General features: G+C 32.1%; 21 protein-coding genes and 1 riboswitch. Of the genes, 17 read left to right on the top strand and 4 right to left on the bottom strand.

Going from position 1 to position 26406, the window contains the following annotated elements; all coding sequences use genetic code 11:
- The first annotated feature begins 14 nt into the window (after positions 1-14).
- The 7 genes from FQB35_RS12390 (at position 15) to groL (ending at position 7812) form a co-directional block, all read left to right on the top strand.
- Positions 15-1565: an ABC transporter ATP-binding protein gene (locus tag FQB35_RS12390; protein WP_168198403.1), complete on the top strand. Its 1551-nt coding sequence runs from the start codon at positions 15-17 to the stop codon at positions 1563-1565.
- Positions 1546-2610, top strand: coding sequence for an ABC transporter permease (locus FQB35_RS12385; protein WP_148810188.1), 1065 nt, complete (start codon positions 1546-1548; stop codon positions 2608-2610). The genes FQB35_RS12390 and FQB35_RS12385 overlap by 20 nt, the downstream gene beginning before the upstream one ends.
- Complete coding sequence (locus tag FQB35_RS12380) at positions 2603-3511, top strand: ABC transporter permease (RefSeq protein ID WP_148810187.1); 909 nt, start codon at positions 2603-2605, stop codon at positions 3509-3511. The genes FQB35_RS12385 and FQB35_RS12380 overlap by 8 nt, the downstream gene beginning before the upstream one ends.
- A gap of 15 nt (positions 3512-3526) precedes the next feature.
- Positions 3527-4816 carry a dihydrolipoyl dehydrogenase family protein gene (locus FQB35_RS12375; RefSeq protein WP_148810186.1) on the top strand — a complete coding sequence of 430 codons (1290 nt, stop codon included), beginning with the start codon at positions 3527-3529 and terminating at the stop codon, positions 4814-4816.
- Between the two features lie 13 nt (positions 4817-4829).
- Positions 4830-5579 (top strand): nucleoside phosphorylase, encoded by a 750-nt coding sequence (locus FQB35_RS12370; RefSeq protein ID WP_148810185.1) that lies wholly within the window; start codon positions 4830-4832, stop codon positions 5577-5579.
- 277 nt (positions 5580-5856) lie between these two features.
- Entirely contained in the window at positions 5857-6141 is a 285-nt protein-coding gene (gene groES / locus FQB35_RS12365) for a co-chaperone GroES (protein WP_148810184.1), read from the top strand.
- 39 nt (positions 6142-6180) lie between these two features.
- On the top strand, positions 6181-7812 hold the full coding sequence (gene groL, locus FQB35_RS12360) for a chaperonin GroEL (RefSeq protein WP_148810183.1): 1632 nt from the start codon (positions 6181-6183) through the stop codon (positions 7810-7812).
- 39 nt (positions 7813-7851) lie between these two features.
- Here the strand turns inward: groL and FQB35_RS12355 are convergent, their stop codons facing one another.
- Both FQB35_RS12355 and FQB35_RS12350 read right to left on the bottom strand, forming a co-directional pair.
- Positions 7852-8130 (bottom strand): spore coat protein, encoded by a 279-nt coding sequence (locus FQB35_RS12355; RefSeq protein WP_148810182.1) that lies wholly within the window; start codon positions 8128-8130, stop codon positions 7852-7854.
- Between the two features lie 28 nt (positions 8131-8158).
- Positions 8159-8365, bottom strand: coding sequence for a hypothetical protein (locus tag FQB35_RS12350; RefSeq protein WP_231701796.1), 207 nt, complete (start codon positions 8363-8365; stop codon positions 8159-8161).
- A 220-nt stretch (positions 8366-8585) separates the two neighbouring features.
- Positions 8586-8687: riboswitch (purine riboswitch) on the top strand.
- A 128-nt stretch (positions 8688-8815) separates the two neighbouring features.
- Between FQB35_RS12350 and guaB the strand changes: the two genes are divergently transcribed.
- Entirely contained in the window at positions 8816-10276 is a 1461-nt protein-coding gene (gene guaB / locus FQB35_RS12345) for an IMP dehydrogenase (protein WP_148810180.1), read from the top strand.
- An 11-nt stretch (positions 10277-10287) separates the two neighbouring features.
- The gene (gene guaA / locus FQB35_RS12340; RefSeq protein WP_148810179.1) at positions 10288-11823 is read left to right on the top strand and encodes a glutamine-hydrolyzing GMP synthase; all 1536 of its coding nucleotides are present in this window, start codon (positions 10288-10290) and stop codon (positions 11821-11823) included.
- A 74-nt stretch (positions 11824-11897) separates the two neighbouring features.
- On the opposite strand, the gene FQB35_RS16475 is transcribed toward guaA, so the two are convergent.
- Positions 11898-12032 carry a hypothetical protein gene (locus tag FQB35_RS16475; RefSeq protein WP_269902690.1) on the bottom strand — a complete coding sequence of 45 codons (135 nt, stop codon included), beginning with the start codon at positions 12030-12032 and terminating at the stop codon, positions 11898-11900.
- Positions 12033-13045: 1013 nt separating this feature from the next.
- Here FQB35_RS16475 and FQB35_RS12335 point away from each other — a divergent pair.
- The gene (locus FQB35_RS12335) at positions 13046-14410 is read left to right on the top strand and encodes an aldehyde dehydrogenase family protein (protein WP_148810178.1); all 1365 of its coding nucleotides are present in this window, start codon (positions 13046-13048) and stop codon (positions 14408-14410) included.
- Between the two features lie 12 nt (positions 14411-14422).
- Here the strand turns inward: FQB35_RS12335 and FQB35_RS12330 are convergent, their stop codons facing one another.
- Positions 14423-15325, bottom strand: coding sequence for a LysR family transcriptional regulator (locus FQB35_RS12330; RefSeq protein ID WP_148810177.1), 903 nt, complete (start codon positions 15323-15325; stop codon positions 14423-14425).
- A 128-nt stretch (positions 15326-15453) separates the two neighbouring features.
- Between FQB35_RS12330 and FQB35_RS12325 the strand changes: the two genes are divergently transcribed.
- From FQB35_RS12325 to FQB35_RS12295, 7 genes are all read left to right on the top strand, one after another.
- Positions 15454-19227 carry a phosphoribosylformylglycinamidine synthase gene (locus tag FQB35_RS12325; protein WP_148810176.1) on the top strand — a complete coding sequence of 1258 codons (3774 nt, stop codon included), beginning with the start codon at positions 15454-15456 and terminating at the stop codon, positions 19225-19227.
- 130 nt (positions 19228-19357) lie between these two features.
- Positions 19358-19846 (top strand): hypothetical protein, encoded by a 489-nt coding sequence (locus FQB35_RS12320; RefSeq protein WP_148810175.1) that lies wholly within the window; start codon positions 19358-19360, stop codon positions 19844-19846.
- A 21-nt stretch (positions 19847-19867) separates the two neighbouring features.
- A complete protein-coding gene (locus FQB35_RS12315) occupies positions 19868-21160 on the top strand; it encodes a hypothetical protein (RefSeq protein WP_148810174.1) in 1293 nt (430 codons plus the stop codon).
- A 147-nt stretch (positions 21161-21307) separates the two neighbouring features.
- On the top strand, positions 21308-22675 hold the full coding sequence (gene dcuC, locus FQB35_RS12310) for a C4-dicarboxylate transporter DcuC (RefSeq protein ID WP_148810173.1): 1368 nt from the start codon (positions 21308-21310) through the stop codon (positions 22673-22675).
- 42 nt (positions 22676-22717) lie between these two features.
- The gene (locus FQB35_RS12305; protein WP_148810172.1) at positions 22718-23863 is read left to right on the top strand and encodes a M20 family metallopeptidase; all 1146 of its coding nucleotides are present in this window, start codon (positions 22718-22720) and stop codon (positions 23861-23863) included.
- A gap of 12 nt (positions 23864-23875) precedes the next feature.
- Positions 23876-25165 (top strand): amidohydrolase, encoded by a 1290-nt coding sequence (locus tag FQB35_RS12300; protein ID WP_148810171.1) that lies wholly within the window; start codon positions 23876-23878, stop codon positions 25163-25165.
- A gap of 221 nt (positions 25166-25386) precedes the next feature.
- Positions 25387-26400 carry an asparaginase gene (locus FQB35_RS12295; protein WP_168198343.1) on the top strand — a complete coding sequence of 338 codons (1014 nt, stop codon included), beginning with the start codon at positions 25387-25389 and terminating at the stop codon, positions 26398-26400.
- Positions 26401-26406: the final 6 nt, after the last annotated feature.

The following is a 26406-nucleotide window of genomic DNA, read 5'->3' as shown; positions in this document are numbered from 1 at the left end:
GGTGAGTGTAAGTGGTGCAGAATTTGATAGAATTAAAAGATGTTACAAAAGTATTCCCCGGTGTTATAGCAAATGATCGTATCAATCTATCTATTAAAGAAGGGGAGATTCATGCTATCGTAGGGGAAAATGGGGCTGGAAAATCTACTCTGATGAAAATACTTTATGGACTACATCAACCTACAAGGGGAGAAATTTACTTTAGAGGAAAGGAAATAAATATTACAAATCCTACTGTTGCTATAAAAAATGGAATTGGAATGGTACATCAGCATTTTATGTTGGTACCTTCTTTTACGATAGCAGAAAATATAGTCTTAGGTAGTGAGCCTAAAAAAAATAAAATATTTATGGATTTTAAAAAGGCTGTAAAAATTACAAAGGATTTGGTAAAAACCTATGGTTTAGAAGTAGATCCTTTGTTAAAGGTAGAAGAGGTATCTGTAGGGATTCAGCAGAGAATAGAAATATTAAAAATATTATACAAAGGTGCAGATATATTGATACTTGATGAGCCTACTGCAGTTTTAACACCACAAGAGACAGAAGAATTATTTGCCGTTATTGAAAATTTAGTAAAAGAGTTAAACAAAACAGTGATTATTATTACACATAAGCTTCAGGAAGTATTATCACTATCTCATAGAGTAAGTGTTATGAGACAAGGAAAGTTAATTGGCACAATGAATACAAAAGATGCTACAGAGCAAAAACTTGCAGAAATGATGGTTGGTAGACAAGTATTATTTGATCAATTAGATAAAAAAGATCAAATAGGAGATGTCCTTTTAAAAGTAAAAGATTTGAAAGCAAAAAACAATAGAGGACTTATGGCTTTAAATGGAATAAATTTTTCTATAAGAGCAGGGGAAATTTTAGGAATTGCTGGTGTAGAAGGAAATGGACAATCAGAGCTTATGGAAGTTTTATCAGGACTTAGAGAATTAGAAGATGGAGAAGTATTTGTAAAAGATACAAATATAGTAGGAAAATCTCCTAAAGAAATTCGCAAGCTTGGAATATCTCATATACCAGAAGATCGTCTGTTTAATGGTTTAAGTAAGGAAGCAACGATTACGGAGAATATGATGATGGGTATTCAAGATCAAGAACCTTATGCCCAAAAAGGGATTCACATTAATAAAAAAGAGATTCGAAATATGGTAGATCAAGCCATTCAGGAATTTGATGTTAGAACACCTTCACAAGATGTATTGATTCAAAACTTATCAGGAGGAAACATGCAGAAGGTGGTTATTGCAAGAGAATTTTCTTTTAATACGCCTATTTATATTATATCGCAGCCTACAAGAGGAGTAGATATAGGAGCTATTGAGTTTATTCATAAGCAGATTATTAAAAAGAGAAATGAAGGATGTGCTATTCTTTTAATTTCTGCAGAATTAGATGAAATTTTTAGGTTGTCTGACCGCATTATGACTATTTATGAGGGTGAAATTACTGGAGAATTCAAAAACGGTATGATTACAAAACAAGAAATTGGATTATATATGACAGGAAAACAAAAAAAGAGGGGGGATCTACATGAAAAAAATAAAGCATAGTAAAGATATGGAATACTTAGTTTCTTTGTTTTTTTCTATGGCAGCAGCATTGTTTATAGGTGTATTGATTATGCTTGCGAATGGAAGAAATCCAATAACAGGATATTCAGCTTTAGTGATTGGAGCATTAGGATCTAAATATAGCATTGCTACAACTCTTGCAAAAACAGTTCCTCTAATCCTTACAGGACTGGCAACAGCCATTTCATTTAAAACAGGGATTTATAATATAGGAGGAGAAGGACAGCTTTATTTAGGAGCCTTTATTGCCGCTTATATAGGCTTTACCTTTACAAAGTTACCAGGAATAATTGGGATTTTATTAGCAATATTAGCATCAGCTGTTGTTGGAGGTTTTTATGCATACATACCAGCACTTTTGAAGGTTTATTATAAAATCGATGAAGTGATTACAACTATTATGTTTAATAGTATCGCTATTCTTCTTACGGATTATTTGGTAAACTACCCTTTTGCAGCAGATCAAGGGAAAATGGGTGGAACCAATATGATCGCTTCTGTTTTTAAACTAACAAAGCTTGTGAAATTATCAAAGCTAAATACGAGTATATTTTTTACTGCATTTATTGCCTTAGTGATTTATTATATGATGCAAAAAACATCTATAGGATATAACTTTAAAATGGTTGGACAAAATCCTTACTTTGCAAATTATGGAGGTGTAAATGCAAAGAAGCAAATGGTCTTAGCCATGATTATATCGGGTGCTTTATGTGGAATTGCAGGAGCCTTTGAAGTATTAGGAGTTCATTATCGTTTTTTACAAAATATATCTCCAGGTTTTGCATTTGATGGAATGTTGGTATCGCTTATTGTAAAAAACAATCCATTAGGGGTTATTTTCATGTCTATATTTTTTGGAGTATTAAAAACAGGATCTATTTCTATGGAACAAGCAACTTCTATTCCTTCAGAACTTGTATTGGTAATTCAATCAATCATTATATTATTTATTGCAGGAGAAAGTGGATTTAAGAAGATTTTTAAAAATCTACGTAAGGCAGGTGTAGATAATCATGTTTAAAGAAGTATTTAATCTAACACTACTACAAAATACTATCAGAACAGCAACGCCACTTATATTAGCAGGATTAGGTGGACTACTTACCATGCATGCGGGGATCTTAAATATTGGAATGGAAGGAATGATTCTTCTAGGTGCTTTTTTTGGAGTAGTAGGAAGTTATTTTTTTGCTAATTCTTTTATGGGAGTAGTTTTAGCTGTATTATCAGGTATTATTGTTGGGATTATATTTGGCTTTTTTGTAATTGAATTAGGTTCAGATGAATTTATTATTGGAATTGCAATTAATATATTTGCTGGAGGCTTGACCATTTTCCTGTTAAGAAGTATTTTTGGGGTAAAGGGAGCATTTTCATCTCCAGGAATTATTCCTTTGCCAGATATTCATTTTCCTTTCCTTGATAAAATTCCTTTTTTAGATACAATTTTTAATAATCATTCAGTTTTTATATATATCAGTTGGATTTTTGTGATGATTACATATATTTTTCTTTATAAAACACCTTATGGGATGTGGATCAGAGCTGCAGGAGAATATCCTAAAGCGCTTGAAACGGTAGGCGTTAGTGCTAGAAAAATGAAGTATTTTAGTTCTATTGTTTGTGGTATTTTTTGTGGTATAGCAGGGGCCCATTTATCATTAGGATATTTAACATTATTTACAGAAAATATGAGTGCTGGAAGGGGATTTATTGCATTAGCAGCCATTATTTTTGGTGCATACAATCCTGTTAAAACATTTGGAGCTGCTTTGATGTTTGGTTTTTTTGATGCTTTAGGAATTCGGTTACAAGGTGTAGGGATGCCTTCTCAATTTACACAAATGATTCCTTATATAGTAACGGTTATAGCATTATTTGTTGTTGCAAAAAAGAAAGGAAAATTAAAAAAAGAGGCATAAGGAAAGGATGAAAAAATGTATGATGTATTAGTAATTGGTGGAGGAGTCGCAGGATATTATTGTGCAATGCATTGTGCTAAAAATGGATTGAATGTAGCCTTAGTAGAAAAGGAAGAATTAGGTGGAACAGGACTGCGGTGGGGATGTTTGCCTGTAAAAAGAATGGCTGATGATTTAAAAAAATTAAAGGATAAAAAAGATATTATCAAAAACTGCAAAGAAGATATGCATCAAATAGAAGAAAATATAAAAAAGAAAATGAGTAATTTAGGTATTCACATCTATTTTGGAGAAGGAAGTTTTGAAGATCAACATTCTTTTATAGTAGGCAGTCAAGTATTAAAGGCTAAAAAAATTGTTATTGCTACAGGAACTTCACCATGTGGATTTTCGAATATAGAAGTAGATGGAAAAAGGATTATTACCCATAAGGAAGCAGTAAACTTATCAAATATTCCAAAGCGTATGGTAATTGTTGGAGCAAATGTAGAAGGATGTGAATTTGCCTCTATATTTTCTAAGATAGGTGTAGAAGTTATGTTAATTGAAAGAGAAAATAATCTTTTAAAAGGAAATGATAAAGATCTGATTCAACCATTACAAGATAGATTGAAAAAGCAAGGTGTAAAATTTTATTTAGGGTTAGCTGTAAAAGAAGTTAAAAAAGAAGAAAAGAAAAATCTCATCATATTAGAGGATAATACGACTTTAGAGACAGAAATAATTCTTATGACAGCAGGAAGAAAACCAAATTTTCCTAAAGGGATAAATAAGCTTGGGATTATAACAGATGAACAAAAAATTAAAGTGAATGAAACATTACAAACAAACCTTGCTCATATTTATGCAATCGGAGATATTAATGGCATACTTGGCATGGCACATGTAGCTATTCAACAAGGTGTTTTAGTAGCAGAGCATATATTGTGGAATAAGAAAGTAACTACTAATTATAAATCGTTGCCTAGAGCAATTTTTACTTCTCCTGAAATTGCAGGGGTTGGATTTCAAGAAAGTGAGTTAAAAGATCAAAAGATCCCTTATAGAGTAGGATATTGTTGTTTAAAAGATACATGGAGAGGATTTTCAAAGAGAATCGAAGAAGGGTTTATAAAAGTATTAGTAGGGGAAGATGATCGTATTTTAGGAATTTGGATGGTTGGCAAGGATGTGTCAGAACTAGTGGGGGCTTTTGGTTTTTTAGTAGATTACGGTGTGAAAATTGATGAAATAAAGAGAAGTTTATTGGTTCATCCAAGTTTGGCAGAAGGAATATTAGAGGCAGTTTTAAATATAAAAAAGTAGGATGGTGAAAGAAATGAAGCAACCTCATATTCTATGTACAGAAAACGATGTAGCTGAGTATGTGATTTTGCCTGGAGATCCGGAAAGAGTACTTAGAGTTGCAGCTTATTTAGATAAATGGAGAGAAATTGGATATAGTCGTGAATTTAGAACAATAACAGGAAAGTATAAAGGTATGCCTGTTACTGTAACTTCTACAGGAATTGGAGGAGCATCTACTGTAATTGCTTTGGAAGAGTTAATTGCATGTGGTGCAAAATATTTTATTCGTATTGGAAGTGCAGGGGCGGTAAAAGAAAGTATAGAAATAGGAGATTTGATTATTCCTACAGCTGCCGTAAGAGAAGATGGTGCATCAAAGATGTATATATCAGAAAATTTTCCTGCGGTAGCAGATCTAGAACTAACAAATACAATTATTAATACTTGTAGAAAGTTAAAATACCCATATTTTTCAGGGATTATTCGTAGTCATGATGCTTTTTATATAGATGATGAACAGGATAGAATGCGGTTTTGGAACAAAAAAAATATACTTGCTTCTGATATGGAGACAGCTGCTCTTTTTACGATAAGTCAGCTAAGAGGAGTACATGCAGCAAGCATATTAAACAATGTCGTAAAGTTTCAAGGAGCATTAAAGGAAAGCATTGAGGAGTATGTTGAAACAGACAATATAGCAAAAGAAGGAGAAAAACGTGAGATTATTTTGGCGTTAGAATCATTTTATAGATTTTATAAAGAACAAGGAAAATGTTTATAATGAATAAAAAGTTTAGATAAATGGGGGGTTATGTACCACCCATTTATTTATTAGAGACATTTTTGGAATAAAACAAAGAAAAAAATAGCAATAGATAGATTTTGGAATAAAAATATGGATAATTGAATAAAATAAGGAATGTGAGTCAAAAACGTAGTAAAATCGGGTTTGATTAATAGAAATAGATATAATAAATTATAATTAGCACTCAACCAAAGTGAGTGCTAATAATGTGACAACATTTAAAAATTTAAATATATATCAAGGAGGGGTTCTAATGAATATTAAACCATTAGGTGACAGAGTAGTGATTAAGAAGCTTGAAGCAGAAGAAAAAACAAAAAGTGGTATTGTACTTCCAACACAAGCAAAGGAACAACCACAAATGGCTGAAGTTGTAGCAGTAGGACCAGGTGGAATGGTAGACGGAAAAGAAGTAAAAATGGAAGTAGCGGTAGGAGATAAAGTAATTTTCTCAAAATATGCAGGAACAGAAGTGAAATATGATGGTGTAGAGTATACTATTTTAAGACAAAGTGATATTTTAGCAATCGTTGAGTAATCAAAACAAAATATTACATAGATTGGGGAGGTAATAACTATGGCAAAGGAAATTAAGTTTTGTGAAGATGCACGCCGTAAATTAGAAGCTGGTGTAAATAAATTAGCAGATACAGTAAAAGTAACATTAGGGCCAAAGGGAAGAAATGTTATTTTAGATAAAAAGTTTGGTTCACCACTTATTACAAATGATGGTGTAACTATTGCAAGAGAAATCGAGCTAGAAGATGCTTATGAAAACATGGGAGCACAGCTTGTAAAAGAAGTAGCAACAAAGACAAACGATGTAGCAGGAGATGGTACGACTACAGCTACATTATTAGCTCAAGCAATTATCAGAGAAGGATTTAAAAATGTTGCAGCTGGTGCAAATCCAATGATTTTGAAAAAAGGTATTCAAAATGCAGTAGATGTTGCAGTAGATGAAATTAAGAAAATTTCTAAAACAATCGAAAGCAAAGAAGCAATTGCACAAGTTGCAGCTATTTCTGCAGCAGATGAAACTATCGGTAATTTAATTGCTGAAGCTATGGAAAAAGTAGGAAAAGACGGCGTTATTACTGTTGAAGAGTCAAAATCAATGGGAACTACTCTAGAGGTAGTAGAAGGTATGCAATTTGATAGAGGATATTTATCTCCTTACATGGTAACAGATGCAGAAAAAATGGAAGCAGTGCTTGAAAACCCATATATCTTAATTACAGATAAGAAAATCACAAATATTCAAGATATCCTTCCAATTTTAGAACAAATCGTACAACAAGGCAAAAAATTATTAATTATTGCTGAAGATGTTGAAGGAGAAGCATTAGCTACATTAGTTGTAAACAAATTAAGAGGAACTTTTGAGTGTGTAGCTGTAAAAGCTCCTGGATTTGGAGATAGAAGAAAAGCAATGCTTCAAGATATTGCGATTTTAACAGGTGGTACTGTAATTTCTGAAGAATTAGGATTAGATTTAAAAGAAACTTCTTTAGAGATGTTAGGACGTGCAAATTCTGTAAAAATTGATAAAGATAATACAACAATTATTGATGGAGCAGGAGATGCACAAGCTATTCAAGATCGTATAAGACAAATCAAAGTACAAATTGAAGAGACAACTTCTGATTTTGATAAAGAAAAATTACAAGAAAGACTTGCAAAGCTTTCTGGTGGTGTTGCAGTAATCGAAGTTGGTGCAGCAACTGAAACTGAATTAAAAGAAAGAAAACTAAGAATTGAAGATGCATTAAATGCTACAAGAGCTGCTGTAGAAGAAGGTATTGTTGCAGGTGGTGGTACTGCACTAATCAATGCAATTCCAGCTGTAGAAAAATTAGTAGAAACATTACATGGAGATGAAAAAACTGGTGCAATGATTATCAGACGTGCACTTGAGGAGCCAGTTAGACAAATTGCTATAAATGCAGGATTAGAAGGATCTGTAATCGTAGAGAAAGTTAGAAACAGTGAAGTTGGAGTAGGTTTTGATGCTCTAAATGAAAAATATGTAAATATGATTGAAGCAGGTATTGTTGACCCAACAAAAGTTACTCGTTCAGCATTACAAAATGCTGCATCTGTATCTTCAATGCTTTTAACAACTGAAGCTGCTGTTGCAGATATTAAAGAAGAAAATCCAGCATCTGCTGTGCCAGGAATGGGTGGCGGAATGCCAGGAATGATGTAATAAATAAAAGAGAGAATAGTTATAAACTATTCTCTCTTTTTATCTTAATTCATTTTTTATTTGATTATATTTATCCTTTGCACTTTGTACATCTTGAAGAGGAGCTTTTTTTACTTGATACCATCCTCTTTGACGCATAGCTTGAAAGATTGCTTCTTGATTTGATAATATATTTTGTTCACATTGTATGAGCAGATTTCTTAAATGAGTACAAGAGGATTCTGTTATGCTAGTTGTATAAGCAGAAGAAACTTGTTTTTCAGACATTAATAGGTCATTTAGCAATTCTTTTTCTGTAAAACTTGCTTGACATTCCATAATATTATTCCTCCTTGCGTTTAGACAACTAAGATTGATAAGAATTTAAATAATTTAATAAAGCATGATAATTTTGACTATGTTTTTGTGCGCCTTGCTGACATAGATTTTTAAGTTGTGGATCTGTGCAGTACTGGGCATATTGACTAAATTTTTTATTCATTATGTATTCGTAACTTAGTTGATCTTCTAAGACTTTTAGGTTTGGAGCATCTAATTGTTTTTCGGTATCCATAAGCATCCTCCTTTTTAGAAGTATTATTTGAATTTTATATGAAAGATATAATATGTAAAAAATGATTTTTAATACATAAAAGAGAAGACATGTATTATAGTTATAAATTTGTAATAAAGTAGCAAGTAATTTTACAAAATTCATTAAGAATATTCCGAATATGATAAATTGTTATAATCTGTATTGACAGAATAAGTTATATTTGATACTTTATATAGAAAAATAGATATTGTGTATCACTCATATATGTCTGGGAATATGGCTCAGATGTTTCTACAAGATTACCGTAAATAATCTAACTATGAGTGAAATTATTTCATATGGTATAAAAGCATAATAGATTTATAGTCAATCCATGTAATAATTTCACTCGTGAAATATTACATGGATTTTTTGTAATTGATTGTAAAAAATATAATAAAGAGTATGATGATAGAAAGGAAGGATTTTATGGAAGGGAAATTTGTAAAAGAAGGCTTAACGTTTGATGATGTACTATTAGTTCCCCAAAAATCAGATGTATTACCAAAGGATGTAGATACAAGAACAAGGCTTACAAAAAAAATAAAGTTAAATATTCCTTTGATGAGTGCAGGAATGGATACTGTAACAGAGGCAAAATTAGCTATTGCTATTGCTAGAGAAGGTGGTATTGGTATTATCCATAAAAACATGTCTATAGAAAAACAAGCACTAGAAGTAGACAAGGTAAAAAGAAGTGAACATGGTGTAATTGTAGATCCTTTTTATTTATCTCCAGATAATGTTATTGCAGATGCATTAGAATTAATGGAAAGATATCATATATCTGGTGTTCCAATAACAGATGAAAATAAGAAGCTAGTAGGAATACTTACCAATAGAGATATAAGATTTGAAAATGATGTAAATAAAAGAATTGGAGATGCTATGACGAAAGAAAACCTTGTTACAGCAAAAGAAGGTATTTCTATGGAAGAAGCAGAAAAAGTTTTAAAGAGTAGAAAAATAGAAAAGCTTCCAATTGTTGATGATGAAGGATATTTAAAAGGGCTAATCACTATAAAAGATATTGAAAAAGCAATACAATATCCAAATTCAGCAAAGGATGAAAGAGGAAGATTGCTTGTAGGTGCAGCAATTGGTATTACTAAAGATATGATAGAAAGAGCAGAAGCTTTAATAAAAGCAGGGGTAGATGTGATTGTTATTGATACAGCCCATGGTCATTCAAAAGGTGTAATAAATGCAATAAAGAAAATAAAAGAAGTATTTCCAGATGTACAATTAATTGCAGGAAATGTGGCTACAAGTGAAGCAACAGAGGCATTAATTCAAGCTGGAGCAGATGGAGTAAAAGTAGGGATAGGGCCTGGTTCTATTTGTACAACGAGGGTAGTTGCAGGTATTGGTGTACCACAGATTACAGCTGTAGCTGATTGTGCAGAGGCAGCTAAGAAATATGATATTCCTATTATTGCTGATGGTGGAATCAAATACTCTGGAGATATTCCAAAGGCAATTGCTGCTGGAGCAGATGTTTGTATGATGGGATCATTATTTGCTGGAACAGAAGAAAGTCCAGGAGAGACTGTAATATACAAAGGAAGAAGTTTTAAAGTATATAGAGGAATGGGATCTATGGGGGCAATGACTGCAGGAAGTAAAGATAGATATTTCCAAGAAGATGCCAAAAAGTTTGTACCTGAAGGGGTAGAAGGAATGGTACCATATAGAGGAAAATTAAAAGATATTGTATATCAAATGGTTGGAGGATTAAAAGCTGGAATGGGCTATTGTGGAACTCCAACAATAAAGGATTTAAAAGAGAACGGAAAGTTTATTAAAATAACTGCTGCGGCACTTCATGAAAGCCATCCGCATGATATTACCATCACAAAAGAAGCACCAAATTATAGTGTGAGAGACTAAAGGAGGAAGCTATGAATAGTCATGAATTAGTACTTGTTATAGATTTTGGGGGACAATACAAGCAGTTAATTGCAAGAAGAGTAAGAGAAGCAAATGTTTATTGTGAAGTCCTTCCTTATACAACTAGTATAGAGAAAATAAAAGAGAAAAATCCAAAGGGAATTATTTTTACAGGAGGACCAGCAAGTGTATATGCTGAAAATGTTCCTACTATTGATAAAGAAATATTTGAGCTAGGAATTCCAGTACTTGGTATTTGTTATGGTGGACAATTAATGGCCCATCTATTTGGTGGAAAAGTATCAAGAGCTGAATCTAGAGAGTACGGAAGAGTAGAATTAAAAATAAAAGATAGGGAAGGAATATTTGTAGATATTCCTGATAATTCTAAGTGCTGGATGAGTCATACGGACTTTATAGAAAAAGCGCCTTTAGGTTTTGAAATTACAGCAATTACTGATAGCTGTCCAGTAGCAGCTATGAAAAATGCTGAGAGAAAACTATATGCAGTACAATTCCATCCAGAAGTAGAGCATTCTGAAAAAGGAAGAGAAATGATTCATAACTTCCTATATAAAGTATGTGGCGTAAGTGGAGATTGGAATATGCATAACTTTACGGAAAGCTCTATTAAAGAAATAAAAGAAAAAGTAGGAAATAAAAAAGTACTTTGCGCTTTATCAGGAGGGGTTGATTCATCTGTTGCAGCAGTTATGGTTCATAAAGCTGTTGGAGATCAATTAACCTGTATCTTTGTAGATCACGGCTTACTTCGAAAAAATGAAGGGGATCAGGTAGAACAAATATTTAAAGAAAAATTCCAAATGAATTTAATTAGAGTTAATGCACAAGAGAGATTTTTAAAAAAATTAAAAGGTGTTACAGATCCTGAGACAAAAAGAAAAATTATCGGAGAAGAATTTATTCGTGTATTTGAAGAAGAAGCATCCAAACTTGGACAAATTGATTATCTTGTACAAGGAACTGTATATCCAGATGTAATTGAAAGTGGAACAGATACAGCATCTGTTATTAAGAGTCATCACAATGTAGGTGGTTTACCTGAAGATATGCAATTTTCTTTAATTGAGCCTTTAAGACAATTGTTTAAAGATGAGGTTCGAAAGGTTGGAGAAGAACTACAAATTCCAGAAGAAATTGTATGGAGACAGCCTTTCCCAGGACCAGGACTTGCAATAAGGGTTCTAGGAGAAATAACAGAAGAAAAACTCTATATTGTTAGAGAATCGGATGCAATTTTGAGAGAGGAGATAAGAAAGGCAAATCTTCATAGACAAATATGGCAATACTTCACAGCTCTACCAAACATCAGAAGTGTTGGAGTTATGGGAGATGAAAGAACTTATTCTCATGCAGTAGCAATAAGAGCTGTGACAAGTAGCGATGGTATGACTAGTGACTGGGCAAGAATTCCATATGATGTATTAGAAAAGATATCTAATAGAATTGTAAATGAAGTAGATAATGTAAATAGAATAGTTTATGATATAACGAGTAAACCTCCTTCAACTATTGAGTGGGAGTAGATATTATAAAAAATAGGTGTCTATGAAAAATCATAGACACCTATTTTTAAGTATTATCCGTATTCATTTTTAGATTAATATCTTCCGAAAAAGCTATCGAATCCTCCACAGAAACAAAATAGTATTACCAATAGTAAGAAGAAAAACAATAAGTTATCATCACATCCACCAAAAATGCTGCCAATACCTCCACATTGTTTATCAGCCATAAAAATCCCTCCTTTGATAAGTTTACAAAAATAATTTAAATATTTATTCTGTTTATTATTATAAGGTATGCAAAATTTATGATTTATGTTACACATTAAAAGACCAAGATTCTATTTGGTCTGTGTATAAAAATTTTATGTAGAAAGAATTGGGCTAAAATCCCCAATTCTTATTAAACTTAGTATCTTCCATAGCATCCACCGCAGAATAAGATTATAAGCAATAGGAAGAAAAATAGTAAACTGCTATCACAACCACATCCATAATTAGCCATTTATTTCACCTCCTTTGAAAATGATTATTCTTGTCCTCCTCTTAGTATAAGATATGCTAAATTTTAGATATGTGTTACATGGATTATGTAAAAAAAGAATTGGGATTAATTCCCAATTCTTTTTGTTTTAGCATCTACCATAGAAGTATGGGTAGCAGAATAATACTACCAATAATAAGAAGAAAAATAGTAAACTGTCATCACAGTTGCCAAAGATACCACCACATAGTTTATCAGCCATTTATCAGCCCTCCTTTCTTAGTTTATGTAAACATATGTGGGACAACATAATAAGGATTTTTAATATCTTCTTAATATAAAGTATGCAGAACATAGGACAGGTGTTACTGTAGAAAATTAATATTCTTATTTATTTTTACGATTAGAGAATATAGATAGACAACTTCAAGAAGAAAAATAAAGATGCGTTCATTAATGTTGTTTGTTTATAATAAGGAGTTAAAATAAAAATATTCAGTCAATTTCCATTTATGAATTAATAAGTAACGTTCTATACATATAAAAAATAATACTTTTGTATAGATGGTGAAACGTTTGCAAAAGGATGAGAGAATTTTAAAAAAAAAGCAAGAATGCATATATGGTTATTCAAAAAAAGACAAACAAAAAAACCTATTCAGAATCTTTTAGAAAAAAATAAGGATTTTTAATGAAATTATAGCCAAAATATGTTACAATGTTGATGTTAAAATATTAACAATTGTGGAGGGATGAAGGATGGAAGCAAAAGCATATATTGATTCTCTAATTGAGAAATCAAGAATTGCACAAAAAGAATTTGAAAACTTTACACAAGAGCAAGTAGATGCAATCGTAAAGGAAATTGCTAAAGTAGTTTATGATAATGCAGAAGAACTTGCAAAAATGGCAGTAGAAGAAACTGGTATGGGTGTTTATGAGCACAAAGTATTAAAGAACAAAGGAAAATCAAAAACAATTTGGAATAGTTTAAAAGGAAAGAAATCTGTTGGAATTATCAATAGAGATGCAGAAACAGGAATTGTTGAAATTGCAAAACCAATGGGAGTTGTTGGATCTGTTACTCCTACTACAAACCCAATTGTTACACCTATGTGTAATGCAATGTTTGCATTAAAGGGAAGAAACTCAATTGTAATTGCTCCTCACCCAAGAGCAAAACAATGTAGTACATATACTGTAAAATTAATCAATGAAGCGATTAAAAAACATAATGCTCCTGAAAATTTAATTCAAATTATTGAAGAGCCATCTATTGAAAAAACAAATCTATTAATGGCTGCTGTTGATGTAGTTGTTGCAACAGGTGGAATGGGTATGGTAAAAGCTGCATACAGCAGTGGAAAACCAGCTTATGGCGTTGGTGCAGGAAACGTACAAGTTATTATAGATAGAGATGTAGATTTTGATGATGCTGCACAAAAAATAATTGCAGGAAGAACATTTGATAATGGTATCATCTGTTCTGGAGAGCAAACTGTTATTGCACATGAAGATGATTATGATAAAGTAATCGAAGCATTCAAGAAAAATGGAGCATACTATGTAAGCGATAAAGAAGAAAAAGAAAAATTCAGAAATGCAATGTTTATAAATGGTGCATTAAATAAAGATGTAGTAGGACAATCACCACAAAAAGTTGCAGAAATTGCTGGTGTTGAGATTCCTGCAGATACAAAAGTAATCCTTATCGAAGCTGATGGAATTGGTGTTGAGGATGTACTTTGCAAAGAAAAAATGTGCCCAGTAATGGCTACATTCAGATATAAAACTTTTGAAGAAGGTGTAAGAATTGCACAAACTAACCTAAGCCTTGAAGGGGCAGGACATAGTGCTGCAATTCACTCAAATAACAATGAACATATTGATTATGCAGGAGAAAACCTAACAGTAAGTAGATTAGTTGTAAATCAACCATCATCTACTACTGCAGGTGGAAGCTTCTTCAATGGATTTGCACCTACAACTACATTAGGATGCGGTTCTTGGGGAAATAACAGTATTTCAGAAAACTTTACTTACAAGCACATGATAAATATTTCAAGAATTGGTCACTACATGGCTGATCGTGTAGCACCTACTGATGAAGAAATATGGGCTTAATAAAAAATCGGGTCAATTGACCCGATTTTTTATTTGTAATAGATCTATAAATTTCTGTGCAGCAATAGGCACAGGAATTTTTTTATTTATAAGAACGCCTATGCTTCTTTTAGGAGCTTTTTCTTTTATATTTAGTATAAAAACTTCTTCTTTTTCTACTGATTCTTGAATGGCATCTAACATAACAAAAGAAATACCAAGCCCAATTTTTGTTAGTTCTATCAACAAATCAATGCTTCCTAATTCAAACTCAGGGGCGATATCTACATTATGCTCTCTCATAAAGGCGTCAAGAAAATTTCTAGTAGTTGAATTTTTTTGAAGGCTTAGTAAAGGATATTGCTCAAGGTCTTTTAGGTGGAGAACTTTGTTTTTTAAATGTAAAAATTTTTTTCCTGCAATAAATACATCCTGTATTTTTTTTATTTCATGAAATGTCATATTTTTATAAACCATTTTATAAGGAAGATTTATTACACTTATATCAACGCTTCCTTTTTTTAGCAGCTCAGCACAAACAGGAGAAGGTCTGTTGGTTACATGAATTTTTATGTCTGGATACATCTCATGAAATTTTTTGAAGAAAGGGAGGAGATAATATTTACAGATGGTATCACTTGCACCAATTCTTACTTCGCCTTGCTTTAAAGAATGAATTTGCTGAATACTTCTTTCTCCTGATTGAATAAAATTAAATGCTTGTTCAATATGCTTGTATAATAGTTGTCCTTCAGGTGTTAACTTCACTTTTTTTGTATGCCGATAGAAAAGCTTGCTGTTTAATTTTTCTTCTAATAGTTTTATTGATTGACTAACAGCAGATTGGGAAATATAAAGTTTGTTGGCAGCTTGAGAAAAACTTAGATATTTTCCAACATAATAAAATACTTTGTATAATTCAAAATTGACATTCATTTATAAGCACTCCTAATATATATTATTAATAGTATTAATTTTATTTATTAATTTTATTATGTTACAATCAAATTGTAAATAATTATTTTGTGCGGAGGTTAAAAATATTTAGATAAGGTGGCGATAGAATGGCTAAGGAAGTTCGAAGAATATTTGTTGAAAAAAAACCTGGTTTTGATATAGAAGCTAAGCATTTATACAATGATTTGGTAGAAAATTTAGGGGTAGAGGGATTAAAGGGAATAAGAGTTATAAATCGTTATGATGTTTCAGGCATATCAGAAGATATATATGAGAAAGCAAAGCATACTATTTTTTCTGAGCCAAATGTAGATAATGTATATGATGAAACTTTTGAATATAATGAAAAGGACAGAGTATTTGCTATGGAGTATCTTCCAGGGCAATATGACCAAAGAGCAGATTCGGCAGAACAATGTGTTCAAATATTTACACAAGGAGAAAAACCAAGTATTTTATCAGCGAAAGTTTTTGTTTTTGAAGGAGAAATTACAGACGATGAATTTCTTCGTATAAAAAATTATTGCATAAATCCAGTAGATTCAAGAGAAGCAGCTTTAGAAAAGCCAGAGATTTTAGAAATAAAGATGGAAATTCCAGAGGATGTAGAATCATTAGAAGGATTTATTGAAAAAGAAGATGATGAACTTTTAATTTTTCATGAAGCTATGGGATTTGCTATGGGTTTTGAAGATTTAAAGTTTTGTCAAAAGTATTTCAAAGATACAGAAAAAAGAAATCCAACTATTACAGAACTAAGAGCAATCGATACGTATTGGTCAGATCATTGTCGTCATACTACTTTTTTAACGGAAATTGAAGAGATTGAGATTGAAAAAGGTTCCTTTAGTGAAGTAATTGAGAAAGCATATAATGAATATTTAGAATCGAGAGAATATGTTTATAGTGATAAGAAAAAGGATATTAGCTTGATGGATATTGCTGTAATAGGCATGAAAGAACTTAGAAAAAGAGGAAAATTAGAAGATTTAGATGTATCAGAAGAAATCAATGCATGCAGCATTATTGTTAATGTAGATGTAGATGGACATGATGAAGAATGGCTTGTCATGTTTAAAAATGAAACCCATAATCATCCAACGGAGATAGAGCCTTTTGGTGGTGCTGCAACTTGCTTAGGTGGAGCTATTAGAGATCCGTTATCAGGAAGAAGCTACGTTTATCAGGCAATGCGTGTTACAGGAAGTGCTGATCCAAGAACGAAGATAGAAGATACTCTTTATGGAAAATTACCTCAAAGAAAGATTACAGTAGATGCTGCTTCAGGATATAGTTCTTATGGAAACCAAATAGGTCTTGCAACAGGACAAGTTGCAGAAATTTATGACGAGGATTTTGTAGCGAAAAGAATGGAAATTGGTGCTGTAATTGCTGCAGCTCCAAAAGAAAATGTAGTAAGAGTAAAACCTGCTGAAGGAGATGTGATTCTTCTTGTAGGAGGAAAAACAGGTCGTGATGGATGTGGAGGAGCTACAGGGTCTTCGAAGGAACATACAGAGGAATCTATCCTTACATGTGGAGCGGAGGTACAAAAGGGAAATCCACCTACAGAAAGAAAAATTCAAAGACTATTTAGAAATCCTGCTGTAAGTAAAATGATTAAAAAGTGTAATGATTTTGGTGCAGGTGGGGTTTCTGTAGCAATTGGAGAATTAGCAGATAGCTTAGAGATTGATTTAGATAAAGTACCTAAAAAATATGAAGGATTAGATGGAACAGAGCTTGCCATATCAGAATCACAAGAGCGTATGGCAGTGGTAATTGATAAAGAAAATGTAGACGATTTTATAAAGTTTGCTCATGAAGAAAATGTAGAAGCTACGGTTGTAGCGAGAGTAACAAATGATAATAGACTTAAAATGAAGTGGCGAGGAGAAACTATTTTAGATATTAGTAGAGAATTTCTTGATACTAATGGGGTAAAACAAAAAACAAAGGTTTCTGTAAAAGCTCCTAATAAATTAGAAAACTATTTTGAAAAGTTATCTGAAGGATTAAATGAAGTAGACGATTTAAAGAAAGCATGGATTACAAATCTAAAAGATTTAAACGTAGCTAGTCAAAAGGGATTGATAGAAAGATTTGACAGTACTATTGGTGCAGCAACAGTGTTGATGCCTCTTGGAGGAAAATATCAGCTAACACCTGCGGAAGGAATGGTAGCAAAAATTCCTCTATTAAAAGGAGAGACAAAAACAGGAACAATTATGACATATGGATACAATCCTAAGATTGGAAAATGGAGTCCTTTTCATGGTGCATTATATGCAGTTTTAGAAGCAATTACTAAAGTTGTAGCAACAGGAGGAAACTATAAAAATATTAGATTGACCCTTCAGGAATATTTTGAAAAATTAGGAGATGATCCTGTTAAGTGGGGAAAACCATTTAGTGCATTGCTTGGAGCTTACTATATCCAAAAAAAATTAGGAATTCCTGCAATTGGTGGAAAAGACAGTATGTCTGGTACTTTTAAGGACTTAAATGTACCTCCTACCTTAGTGGCTTTTGCAGTAGATACAGTAGATGTAACAAAGGTTATTTCACCAGAATTTAAAAAGATTGGCAGTAAGGTAGTACTTGTACCTTTAAGTCGAGATAAAAATGAACTGCCAGATTTTGGAAAATTAGATAGAAACTTTAGCACAATTACCAATCTAATTAAAAATGGAAAAGTATTATCAGCTCAATCAGTTAGAATAGGCGGAATTGCTGCAGCAATTAGTAAAATGAGTTTTGGAAATAAGATTGGTATTGTATTTGAAGAGCAAATGGAAGTAAATAAATTATTCTATCCAGAATATGGTTCAATTTTATTAGAAATTGATGAAAGTGAAGATATAGAAAATATTTTACAAGGAATTGAATATAAAGTATTAGGTAGAACACAAGAAAAAGAAGTTATTACATTAAATGGTATAGAAATTTGTATTCATGATGCACTTGTGGCATGGGAAGAACCACTTGAGAAAGTATTTCCTACAAAAGAAAATGTTGAAGGGATACCAAAGACTATTTGGTATGAAACAGGAGTAACTAAGAAATCTTCTACAAAAATTGCAAAACCAAGAATATTTATACCTGTATTTCCTGGAACAAATTGTGAATATGATACGGCAAAAGCTTTTGAGAAAGCTGGAGGGGTAGTAAAGACACAAATATTTAAAAATTTAACACCAAAAGATATAGAACAATCCCTAGAAAATATGGTAAAAAATATTAATAATTCACAAATTATTGTTATACCTGGAGGATTTAGTGCAGGAGATGAACCTGATGGATCAGGTAAATTTATTGCAACGATTTTTAGAAATCCAAGGGTAATGGAATCAGTTATGAATATGCTAAAACAAAGAGATGGACTGATGCTAGGAATTTGTAATGGATTTCAAGCACTTATAAAATTAGGATTAGTACCTTATGGAGAAATTCGAGATCTTGATGAAAACTGTCCAACACTTACTTTTAATAAAATCGGACGCCATGTTTCTTGTATAGTAAGAACGAAGGTTGTTTCGAATTTATCACCATGGTTAAGAAATGTGAAAGTAGGAGATGTGCATACAATTGCAGTATCTCACGGTGAAGGACGATTTATTGCAAATAAAGAAGAAATGGAAAGAATGATTCAAAACGGACAAATTGCAACTCAATATGTAGATCTTAATGGGAATCCATCTTATGATCCTTATTATAATCCAAATGGTTCTTTTGATGCTGTTGAAGGTATTACAAGCCCTGATGGAAGAATATTTGGAAAAATGGCCCATACCGAAAGAATGGGTGAAAATATTGCAATAAATGTCCCAGGAAATAAAGATCAAAAAATATTTGAAGCAGGTGTAAATTACTTTAGATAAAAAATTAAAAAGCCTAGATTTTAGTCTAAATAGTAAAGATTAAAATTTAGGCTAAATTTTTTTTGTTGAAATATGATAATATTATATAGAAAGTGAATGAGGATATAAATTAGATGGAGGAAATTGTGTCTTGAATAAAAGTATTAATAAAAATATTGCATATATAGCATTTATAAATATAATTGTAATAACTTTATACAAAATAGTAGGGGCTATAATAGAAAAGAGTAATCTATTATTCAGAGGATGGGTAGATATTGTATATATGATTAATCTTTTGGTTTTCACTATTATCATTATAGTTTTTACGAATATATTTTTAAGTTATAAATTGTATTCAAAAATTAAAAATACTATTTGGAAAGATGCTTTGAATGTAATATTTGTAGTGATTGTTGGAATTGTTATAATGACAGGTTACTTTATATTTGCCTTCTCGTATGAACCAGAGCATATTGTTTATGAAAAAAATCAAAAAGTGATAGCAAAGGTTGTTCCTTTAGGATTTCATCATATAAATGTCGATTTTTATGAACCAGTGAATATATTTTTTATGAGAAAATCAAATATTCCGAGTAAAGCTTATGATGGGAGCTATGATATATATGAAAAAAGATAACATAATAGGGAGAATAAAAATATGAAATTAAAACTTGGGATTATTGGTTCTGTTGATACGGTGAATAAGATTAAGAGTGTAGCTGAGAAGCAGCAAGAGGAGCTTGAAGTGCTAGTTTATCCTTATAAACATAAATATGAAACGGTTGATATTTTGAAAAAGAATCAAGGCAAGGTAGATGTACTTCTTTTTTCTGGGCAGGTACCCTATTTTATTGCAAAGAGAGAGGGAGTTATTATGAAACCTGCTGTATATATACCAAGAACGGGGACAAGTGTATATAGAGTTTTTTGGCAGATGAGAAATGAGGGGATAGATTATACAAAGGTGAGTTTTGATACCATTGATGAAAATGCTATATATGAGGTTATAAATGAACTGGAGGTTTCAGTGAAGCATTTATATGTAAAGCCTTTTTCTCAGGATATTGATAATGATGAATTATTTAATTTTCACTATAATCTATGGAGTAATGATAAAATAAATATTGCTGTTACCTGTGTTAGTGCAGTTTATGAAAGACTAAAAGAAAAAAATGTTCCTGTAGTAAAACTATTTCCAACTACTTCTCTTATTCGTGAATATGTAAATAAAGCTATTTACAAAGGAGATGTAGAAAAAATAAAAGCCACTCAAATAGCTGTTCAAATCGTTAAGATTAAAAACAAAAGTTCTAATATGTCATCTCAATATGAATTTTTAAAATTAAAAAATAAGTTAGAGGAAGGTCTTATTCCTTATACACAGGAGAATTTTGGATCGATTTTTCCGTTTGGTAGAGATGAATATTTGATTTTTTCAACTCGTGGAGCTATATCAGACCAATGGAAAAGCTTTAAAATTAACAAATTTTTAAATGATTCTCTACAGCTTGAATTAGCTTTTGGGATAGGGTTTGGCAATACAGTACATGAAGCAGAAGCAAATGCACGTATTGCTTTAGGTTATGCTATTAATGAAGAAGAAAACTGTTGTTATATAGTTGATGAAAAAGGAAAATTGTCAGGGCCTATAAAAGAAAATGATGATTTTTCTTTATCATATGAATTGGCTGTTACTAGTAAAGAAATAAAACAAATAGCAGAAAAAGTAAAGCTTAGTCCTTCTTACATTTCTAAGATAAAGTGCATATTGAAAAAAACAGGAAAAAATCAAATGAGTGCAGAAGAGTTGGCGAGATATTTAGGGATTAGCGTGAGAAGTGGGAGAAGGATATTAAAACAAATTACAGATGCAGGTTATGGAAATATTATTGCTATGAAAAGTGTAGCAAGCTTAGGAAGACCAAGACAGATATATGAGATTTTATTGTAAGACTTGTTGAAGCAAGTCTTTTTTTTATTATTAAAAAATATCATTACTTAAGAAGGAATTTATGGAATAATATAGAATATATAAAAGGACATGACCTTAATATGTCCCAAATACTTTTAAAAATTAAAATAAAAAGGAGGTTGTTTTATGTTAGGAATTTTATTAGCTGTTATTATTACTTTATTTGTTGGGAGATTGGTTCTTAGGGAGTATAAACCCCAAGCTGTTTTGATGTTTGGAGGAATAATTTTAATGGTATTGGCTGTTGTATTTAAGCTTGGTGGTATACTGCCAGAGGATAAATCAACAGGGTTGGTTTGGTTTGATATTTTTGAGTTTATGAAAAATACTTTTAGCAAAACATCAGCAGGTCTAGGATTAACTATTATGGCTGTTGGTGGATTTGCAAAGTATATGAGTAATATTGGTGCAAGTCAGGCTTTGGTTAAGTTGACGATCAAGCCTCTACGTAAGATGAATGCACCTTATGTAGTTCTAGCTGTTGGCTATATGATTGGACAATTATTAAATGTATTTATTCCTAGTGCATCAGGTCTTGGGGTATTGTTAATGGTAACCATGTATCCAATTCTAGTAAGTCTTGGGGTGAGTCCTTTAGCGGCAACAGCAATGATTGGGACTACTGCTTGCCTAGATTTAGGACCAGCTTCTGGAAATGCTAACTTGGCTGCAACAACAGCTGGAATAGATGTATCTATATATTTTGTAAAATATCAGCTTCCTGTAGCAATTGCCACTATATTGACTATATCCATACTACATTATTTTGTTCAAAAAAGATTTGACAAAAAGTCAGGATATGATCCAAATGGTGTACACAATGTTGAAATAGCAGCTACGATAGAAGATAATGAGGTTCCTAAAATATATGCAATTCTTCCTATGGTTCCATTGGTACTAATTTTAATTTTTAGTAAATTATTAGTTAAAAGTGTTAAGATGCATGTTGTAACGGCTATGCTTATATCTTTATTTATCAGTATGATTTTTGAATATATAAGACATAAGGATGCAAAAAAGGTTTTTGCAAGTTTACAAAATTACTTCGATGGAATGGGAACACAATTTGCAAAAGTTGTAACTCTTGTTGTTGCTGGTCAGACTTTTGCTCAAGGGCTAAAATCTATAGGGGCAATTAATACAGTGATCGAATCTTCTCAATCAGCTGGATTTGGATCTAATATAATGATGATTATTATGACAGCTATTATTGCAGTATCAGCAATATTAATGGGATCAGGAAATGCCCCTTTCTTTGCTTTTGCTGCATTAGCACCAGAAGTAGCAGCTAAATTAGCTATTCCAGCAGTATTAATGCTTCTACCAATGCAGCTTGCTGCAGGTATTGCAAGAAGTGTATCGCCTATTACTGGAGTAATCGTAGCTGTTGCAGGTATTTCAAATGTTTCTCCTATTGAAGTAGTAAAAAGAACTGCTATTCCAATGGCAGGAGCATTATTGGTAACAGTAGCTGCAAATTATATTTTGTTTTAGCTAGACAAAAATGTCTACTCAAATTCTGAGGAGGGGTTATGAATGGAATTATATGAATTGAATTTGGATGAATATCTTAAACATCTAGAAATTTTGGTGAATACGGATAGCGGTAGCAAAGATCCTGAAGGAATTAAAAAGGTAGCTGTTTATTTGGGAGATTTGTATATTCAAATGGGATGGTCTGTAAAGGTGCATCAATTTGATGATGAAGCAGGACCTTGTCTAGAAATAAGAAATACAAATGAAGAGAATATTGATTTATTGTTAATAGGTCATATGGATACTGTTTTTCCTAAAGGAACAGCTAAAGAAAGACCATTTGATATAAAAGGGGATAAGGTATATGGTCCAGGGGTTGTTGATATGAAATCAGGGTTATTGTCTATGTATTATGTATTAAAGTCATTAAAGCTTAATCAGCTAGAGAGAGTTCCATCTATTTGTATTGCATTAAATAGTGATGAAGAGATCAGCTCAATGTTTTCTTACAAATGGATTGAAGGCCTTGCGAGAAAAAGCAAAGCTTCTATTGTATTAGAACCTGCAAGAAAAAATGGGGCTTTGGTAAAAGAAAGAAAAGGGGTTTTAAAATATAGCATTGATTTTACAGGTGTTGCTGCCCATGCAGGAGTTGAACCTGAAAAGGGAGTAAGTGCTATTACAGAGTTAGGATATTGGATTTTAGAGTTAAATAAACTAAATGATTATGATGCAGGAACGACTGTAAATGTTGGTGTTGTTTCAGGAGGCAGTGCACCAAATGTAGTAGCAGAGAAGGCAAATGCAGTAGTTGATATAAGGTTTAAGTTTGAAGAAGAGCTACAAAAAGTAGAAAGGCTTCTAAAAGTATTATCAGAAAACCCAAAGCTAAAAGGAATGAAGGTAAGTGTGACAAAACTAGGGTTCCGTCCTCCATTGAACCCATCAGAAGAAAGTAAAAAACTATATAAACTAGTGGAAGAAGTAGGAAAAGAATTAGAAATAAACATAAAATGGGTATCTACAGGAGGAGGTTCAGACGCCAATTTTACATCTTTTGTTGGTGTTCCAACTGTTGATACTTTAGGGCCTATAGGGGCAGGGGCTCATGGAATTGATGAATATCTTGAAATATCTTCTATTGAACCTCGCTTAAATCTATTAAGAGGGGTTATAATCAAGATTTTAAATATTAAGGATAGCTAAAGGGGTTTTTGTATGGATGGTCAAATTTACGAAGAACTTGTTGATTTAAGAAGAGAATTTCATAAATGTGCAGAAGTTGGATGGCTTGAATATGAAACAACAATTAAGATCATCCATTATTTGAAATTATATGGCTTAGAAGTCATATACGGAAAGCATATTCACAGTGAAAGAATGGGGCTTCCAAGTGAAAGAATTATGCAGGAGCATATAAAAAATGTAAGTAACCTTAGGGTAGATTTTGATATAGAAGAAATACTAAAAGGATATACTGGGGCTGTTGGAATTTTAGATACAAAAAAACCAGGTCCTATTATTGCTCTTCGATTTGATATTGACGGCAATGCTGTAGATGAAGATAAAAAAGAAGAACATAGACCTTATAAGGAAAAGTTTATATCTAAAAATAAAGGTATGATGCATGCATGTGGACATGATGGACATATTGCTATCGGACTGAGTCTTGCAAAAAATTTGAGCAAACAAAGAAAAAAACTTTTTGGAAAAATTTTATTTATTTTTCAGCCAGCAGAGGAAGGGGTTAGAGGAGCTAAGAGTTTGATTGGTGCTGGTATATTAAAGGATGTTAACTATATATTATCAGGACACATTGGCTTTATGGGTAAAAAGAATCAAGTGATTTGTGGAGTAGATGGTTTTTTAGCTACTTCTAAGTTAGATATTTATTATTATGGAAAAGCTTCTCATGCCGGTGCTTATCCCGAACAAGGAAAAAATGCACTTTTAGCAGGTGCAAATTGCGCTATAAATCTTCATACATTATGTCAATTTAGTCAAGGTATGAGTAGGATCAATGTAGGTGTATTGAATGCAGGAACGGGAAGAAATGTAGTGCCTTCTTATGCAAAACTTGAGATTGAAACTAGAGGGGAAACACAGGAAATAAACAACCAATTATTAAAAAGGGTCTATGAGGTAATAGAAGGAAGTGGAAAGCTTTATGATGTAAGTTATGAAGTGAGGCTTGTAGGTAGTGCACCAGCTTATAACTGTAAGGATGAAGAATTCATTTCTTTTATTGAAAATTTATTAAAAGAATGTGATTTTGAGGTGATAAATGGTGCTACTATGAGAGCATCTGAAGATATTACATATATGTTCCATGAGGTTGAAAAAAATAAAGGAAAAGCAATATATATGGTATTTGGAACAAGCCTTTCAGCACCTCATCATCATAGTAGTTTTGATTTTGATGAAGATGTTTTATTAAATGCATATATGTCTTATATGAAGATTATAAGATATTTTATGCACCAGCAAGACAATATAGAAAAGGGTTAGAGGAAGCTCTTTTTAGAAATGATAATCTTTTATCTACTTACGGATAGAAGGTTATTTTTTTATTGGATAAAGAATACAATCATTTAATTGTCCATAATAATTTGTTATTAGGAATGTATGAAAGTTTTTTTATGTAAAATTTTTCAAATAGATTGAAGTAAGCCTTTCGATATGATAGAATCTTCTAAGAAATAAGAAAATTCACAAAAAAGAGGTGGGGTATGGTGTCTATTTTCAAAGTAGCGGAAGTGTATCGTGGAGAAATTATGGAAAGTTCCCATTTAGGACACATAGCTGTGGTGGATTGGAAAGGAAAGTTATTATACTCTGGGGGGAACCCATATAGAATTACTTATGCACGTTCCTCCATAAAACCGATTCAAGCAATTCCTATTGTTGAGACGGGTACTGCTGATAGGTTTCATTTGAGTGATGCTGATTTAGCGCTTAATTGTGCATCGCATAGTGGTGAGATAAAACATACTAATGGGATTTTATCTATGTTGAGGCGAGGTGGCATTGGAGTAGATTCACTACAATGTGGAGAGCATATTCCACTTAGGAAAGATGTATATGAAAATTTAATTAAGCAGGGAGAAAAGTTAACACCTCTTTATAATAACTGTTCAGGAAAACATGTAGGGATGCTTTTGACTGCTATACATATGGGAGAACCATTAGAAAATTATTATAAAATTGAACACCCAGTACAGCAAAGAATTATAAAGACATTATCAGAGATAGCTAAGTATCCTATTGATAAGATTCAAATTGGTATAGATGGTTGCGGTGTACCAGTACATGCTATGCCATTAGAACGATTAGCGTATGCCTTTGCTAGAATGACAAAACCTAAATGTTTAGGTGAAATTCGTGCTAAAGCATGTGAGAGGATTACTAATGCAATGATGAATCACTCTGACTTGGTAGCTGGAACGGGCAGGTTTTGTACAGAGTTTATGAAAACAGCAAAGGGACGCATGTTTGGAAAAGCAGGTGCTGAAGCTGTTTACTTAATAGGGGATAAAAAAACTGGGATAGGAGTTGCAATAAAAATTGAGGATGGAAATGCTAGGGCAATGTATACTGTCGCATTAGAGGTATTAAGGCAGCTTGATCTTATTACAAAAGAAGAACTAGAAGAGTTGAGGGATTATTATATGCCAAAAGTAAGAAATGCTCGTAATGAAGAGGTAGGAAGGATAGTACCATCTTTTACGTTACAAAAGTGCTAATGCATT

Source organism: Crassaminicella thermophila (assembly GCF_008152325.1).
Lineage (GTDB): Bacteria > Bacillota > Clostridia > Peptostreptococcales > Thermotaleaceae > Crassaminicella_A > Crassaminicella_A thermophila.
Note: the sequence above shows the minus strand (reverse complement) of the source record. Positions and strands in the feature narration are given on the sequence as shown.

Coding starts and splice junctions, on each gene's coding strand:
- FQB35_RS12375 (WP_148810186.1), top strand. CDS start 3,527: ATGTATGATGTATTAGTAATTGGTGGAGGAGTCGCAGGATATTATTGT.
- dcuC (WP_148810173.1), top strand. CDS start 21,308: ATGTTAGGAATTTTATTAGCTGTTATTATTACTTTATTTGTTGGGAGA.
- FQB35_RS12385 (WP_148810188.1), top strand. CDS start 1,546: ATGAAAAAAATAAAGCATAGTAAAGATATGGAATACTTAGTTTCTTTG.
- FQB35_RS12330 (WP_148810177.1), bottom strand. CDS start 15,325: ATGAATGTCAATTTTGAATTATACAAAGTATTTTATTATGTTGGAAAA.
- FQB35_RS12295 (WP_168198343.1), top strand. CDS start 25,387: ATGGTGTCTATTTTCAAAGTAGCGGAAGTGTATCGTGGAGAAATTATG.
- groES (WP_148810184.1), top strand. CDS start 5,857: ATGAATATTAAACCATTAGGTGACAGAGTAGTGATTAAGAAGCTTGAA.
- FQB35_RS12355 (WP_148810182.1), bottom strand. CDS start 8,130: ATGGAATGTCAAGCAAGTTTTACAGAAAAAGAATTGCTAAATGACCTA.
- FQB35_RS12370 (WP_148810185.1), top strand. CDS start 4,830: ATGAAGCAACCTCATATTCTATGTACAGAAAACGATGTAGCTGAGTAT.
- FQB35_RS12315 (WP_148810174.1), top strand. CDS start 19,868: ATGAAATTAAAACTTGGGATTATTGGTTCTGTTGATACGGTGAATAAG.
- FQB35_RS12300 (WP_148810171.1), top strand. CDS start 23,876: ATGGATGGTCAAATTTACGAAGAACTTGTTGATTTAAGAAGAGAATTT.
- groL (WP_148810183.1), top strand. CDS start 6,181: ATGGCAAAGGAAATTAAGTTTTGTGAAGATGCACGCCGTAAATTAGAA.
- FQB35_RS12350 (WP_231701796.1), bottom strand. CDS start 8,365: ATGGATACCGAAAAACAATTAGATGCTCCAAACCTAAAAGTCTTAGAA.
- FQB35_RS12325 (WP_148810176.1), top strand. CDS start 15,454: ATGGCTAAGGAAGTTCGAAGAATATTTGTTGAAAAAAAACCTGGTTTT.
- FQB35_RS12305 (WP_148810172.1), top strand. CDS start 22,718: ATGGAATTATATGAATTGAATTTGGATGAATATCTTAAACATCTAGAA.
- FQB35_RS16475 (WP_269902690.1), bottom strand. CDS start 12,032: ATGGCTGATAAACAATGTGGAGGTATTGGCAGCATTTTTGGTGGATGT.
- FQB35_RS12335 (WP_148810178.1), top strand. CDS start 13,046: ATGGAAGCAAAAGCATATATTGATTCTCTAATTGAGAAATCAAGAATT.
- guaB (WP_148810180.1), top strand. CDS start 8,816: ATGGAAGGGAAATTTGTAAAAGAAGGCTTAACGTTTGATGATGTACTA.
- guaA (WP_148810179.1), top strand. CDS start 10,288: ATGAATAGTCATGAATTAGTACTTGTTATAGATTTTGGGGGACAATAC.
- FQB35_RS12380 (WP_148810187.1), top strand. CDS start 2,603: ATGTTTAAAGAAGTATTTAATCTAACACTACTACAAAATACTATCAGA.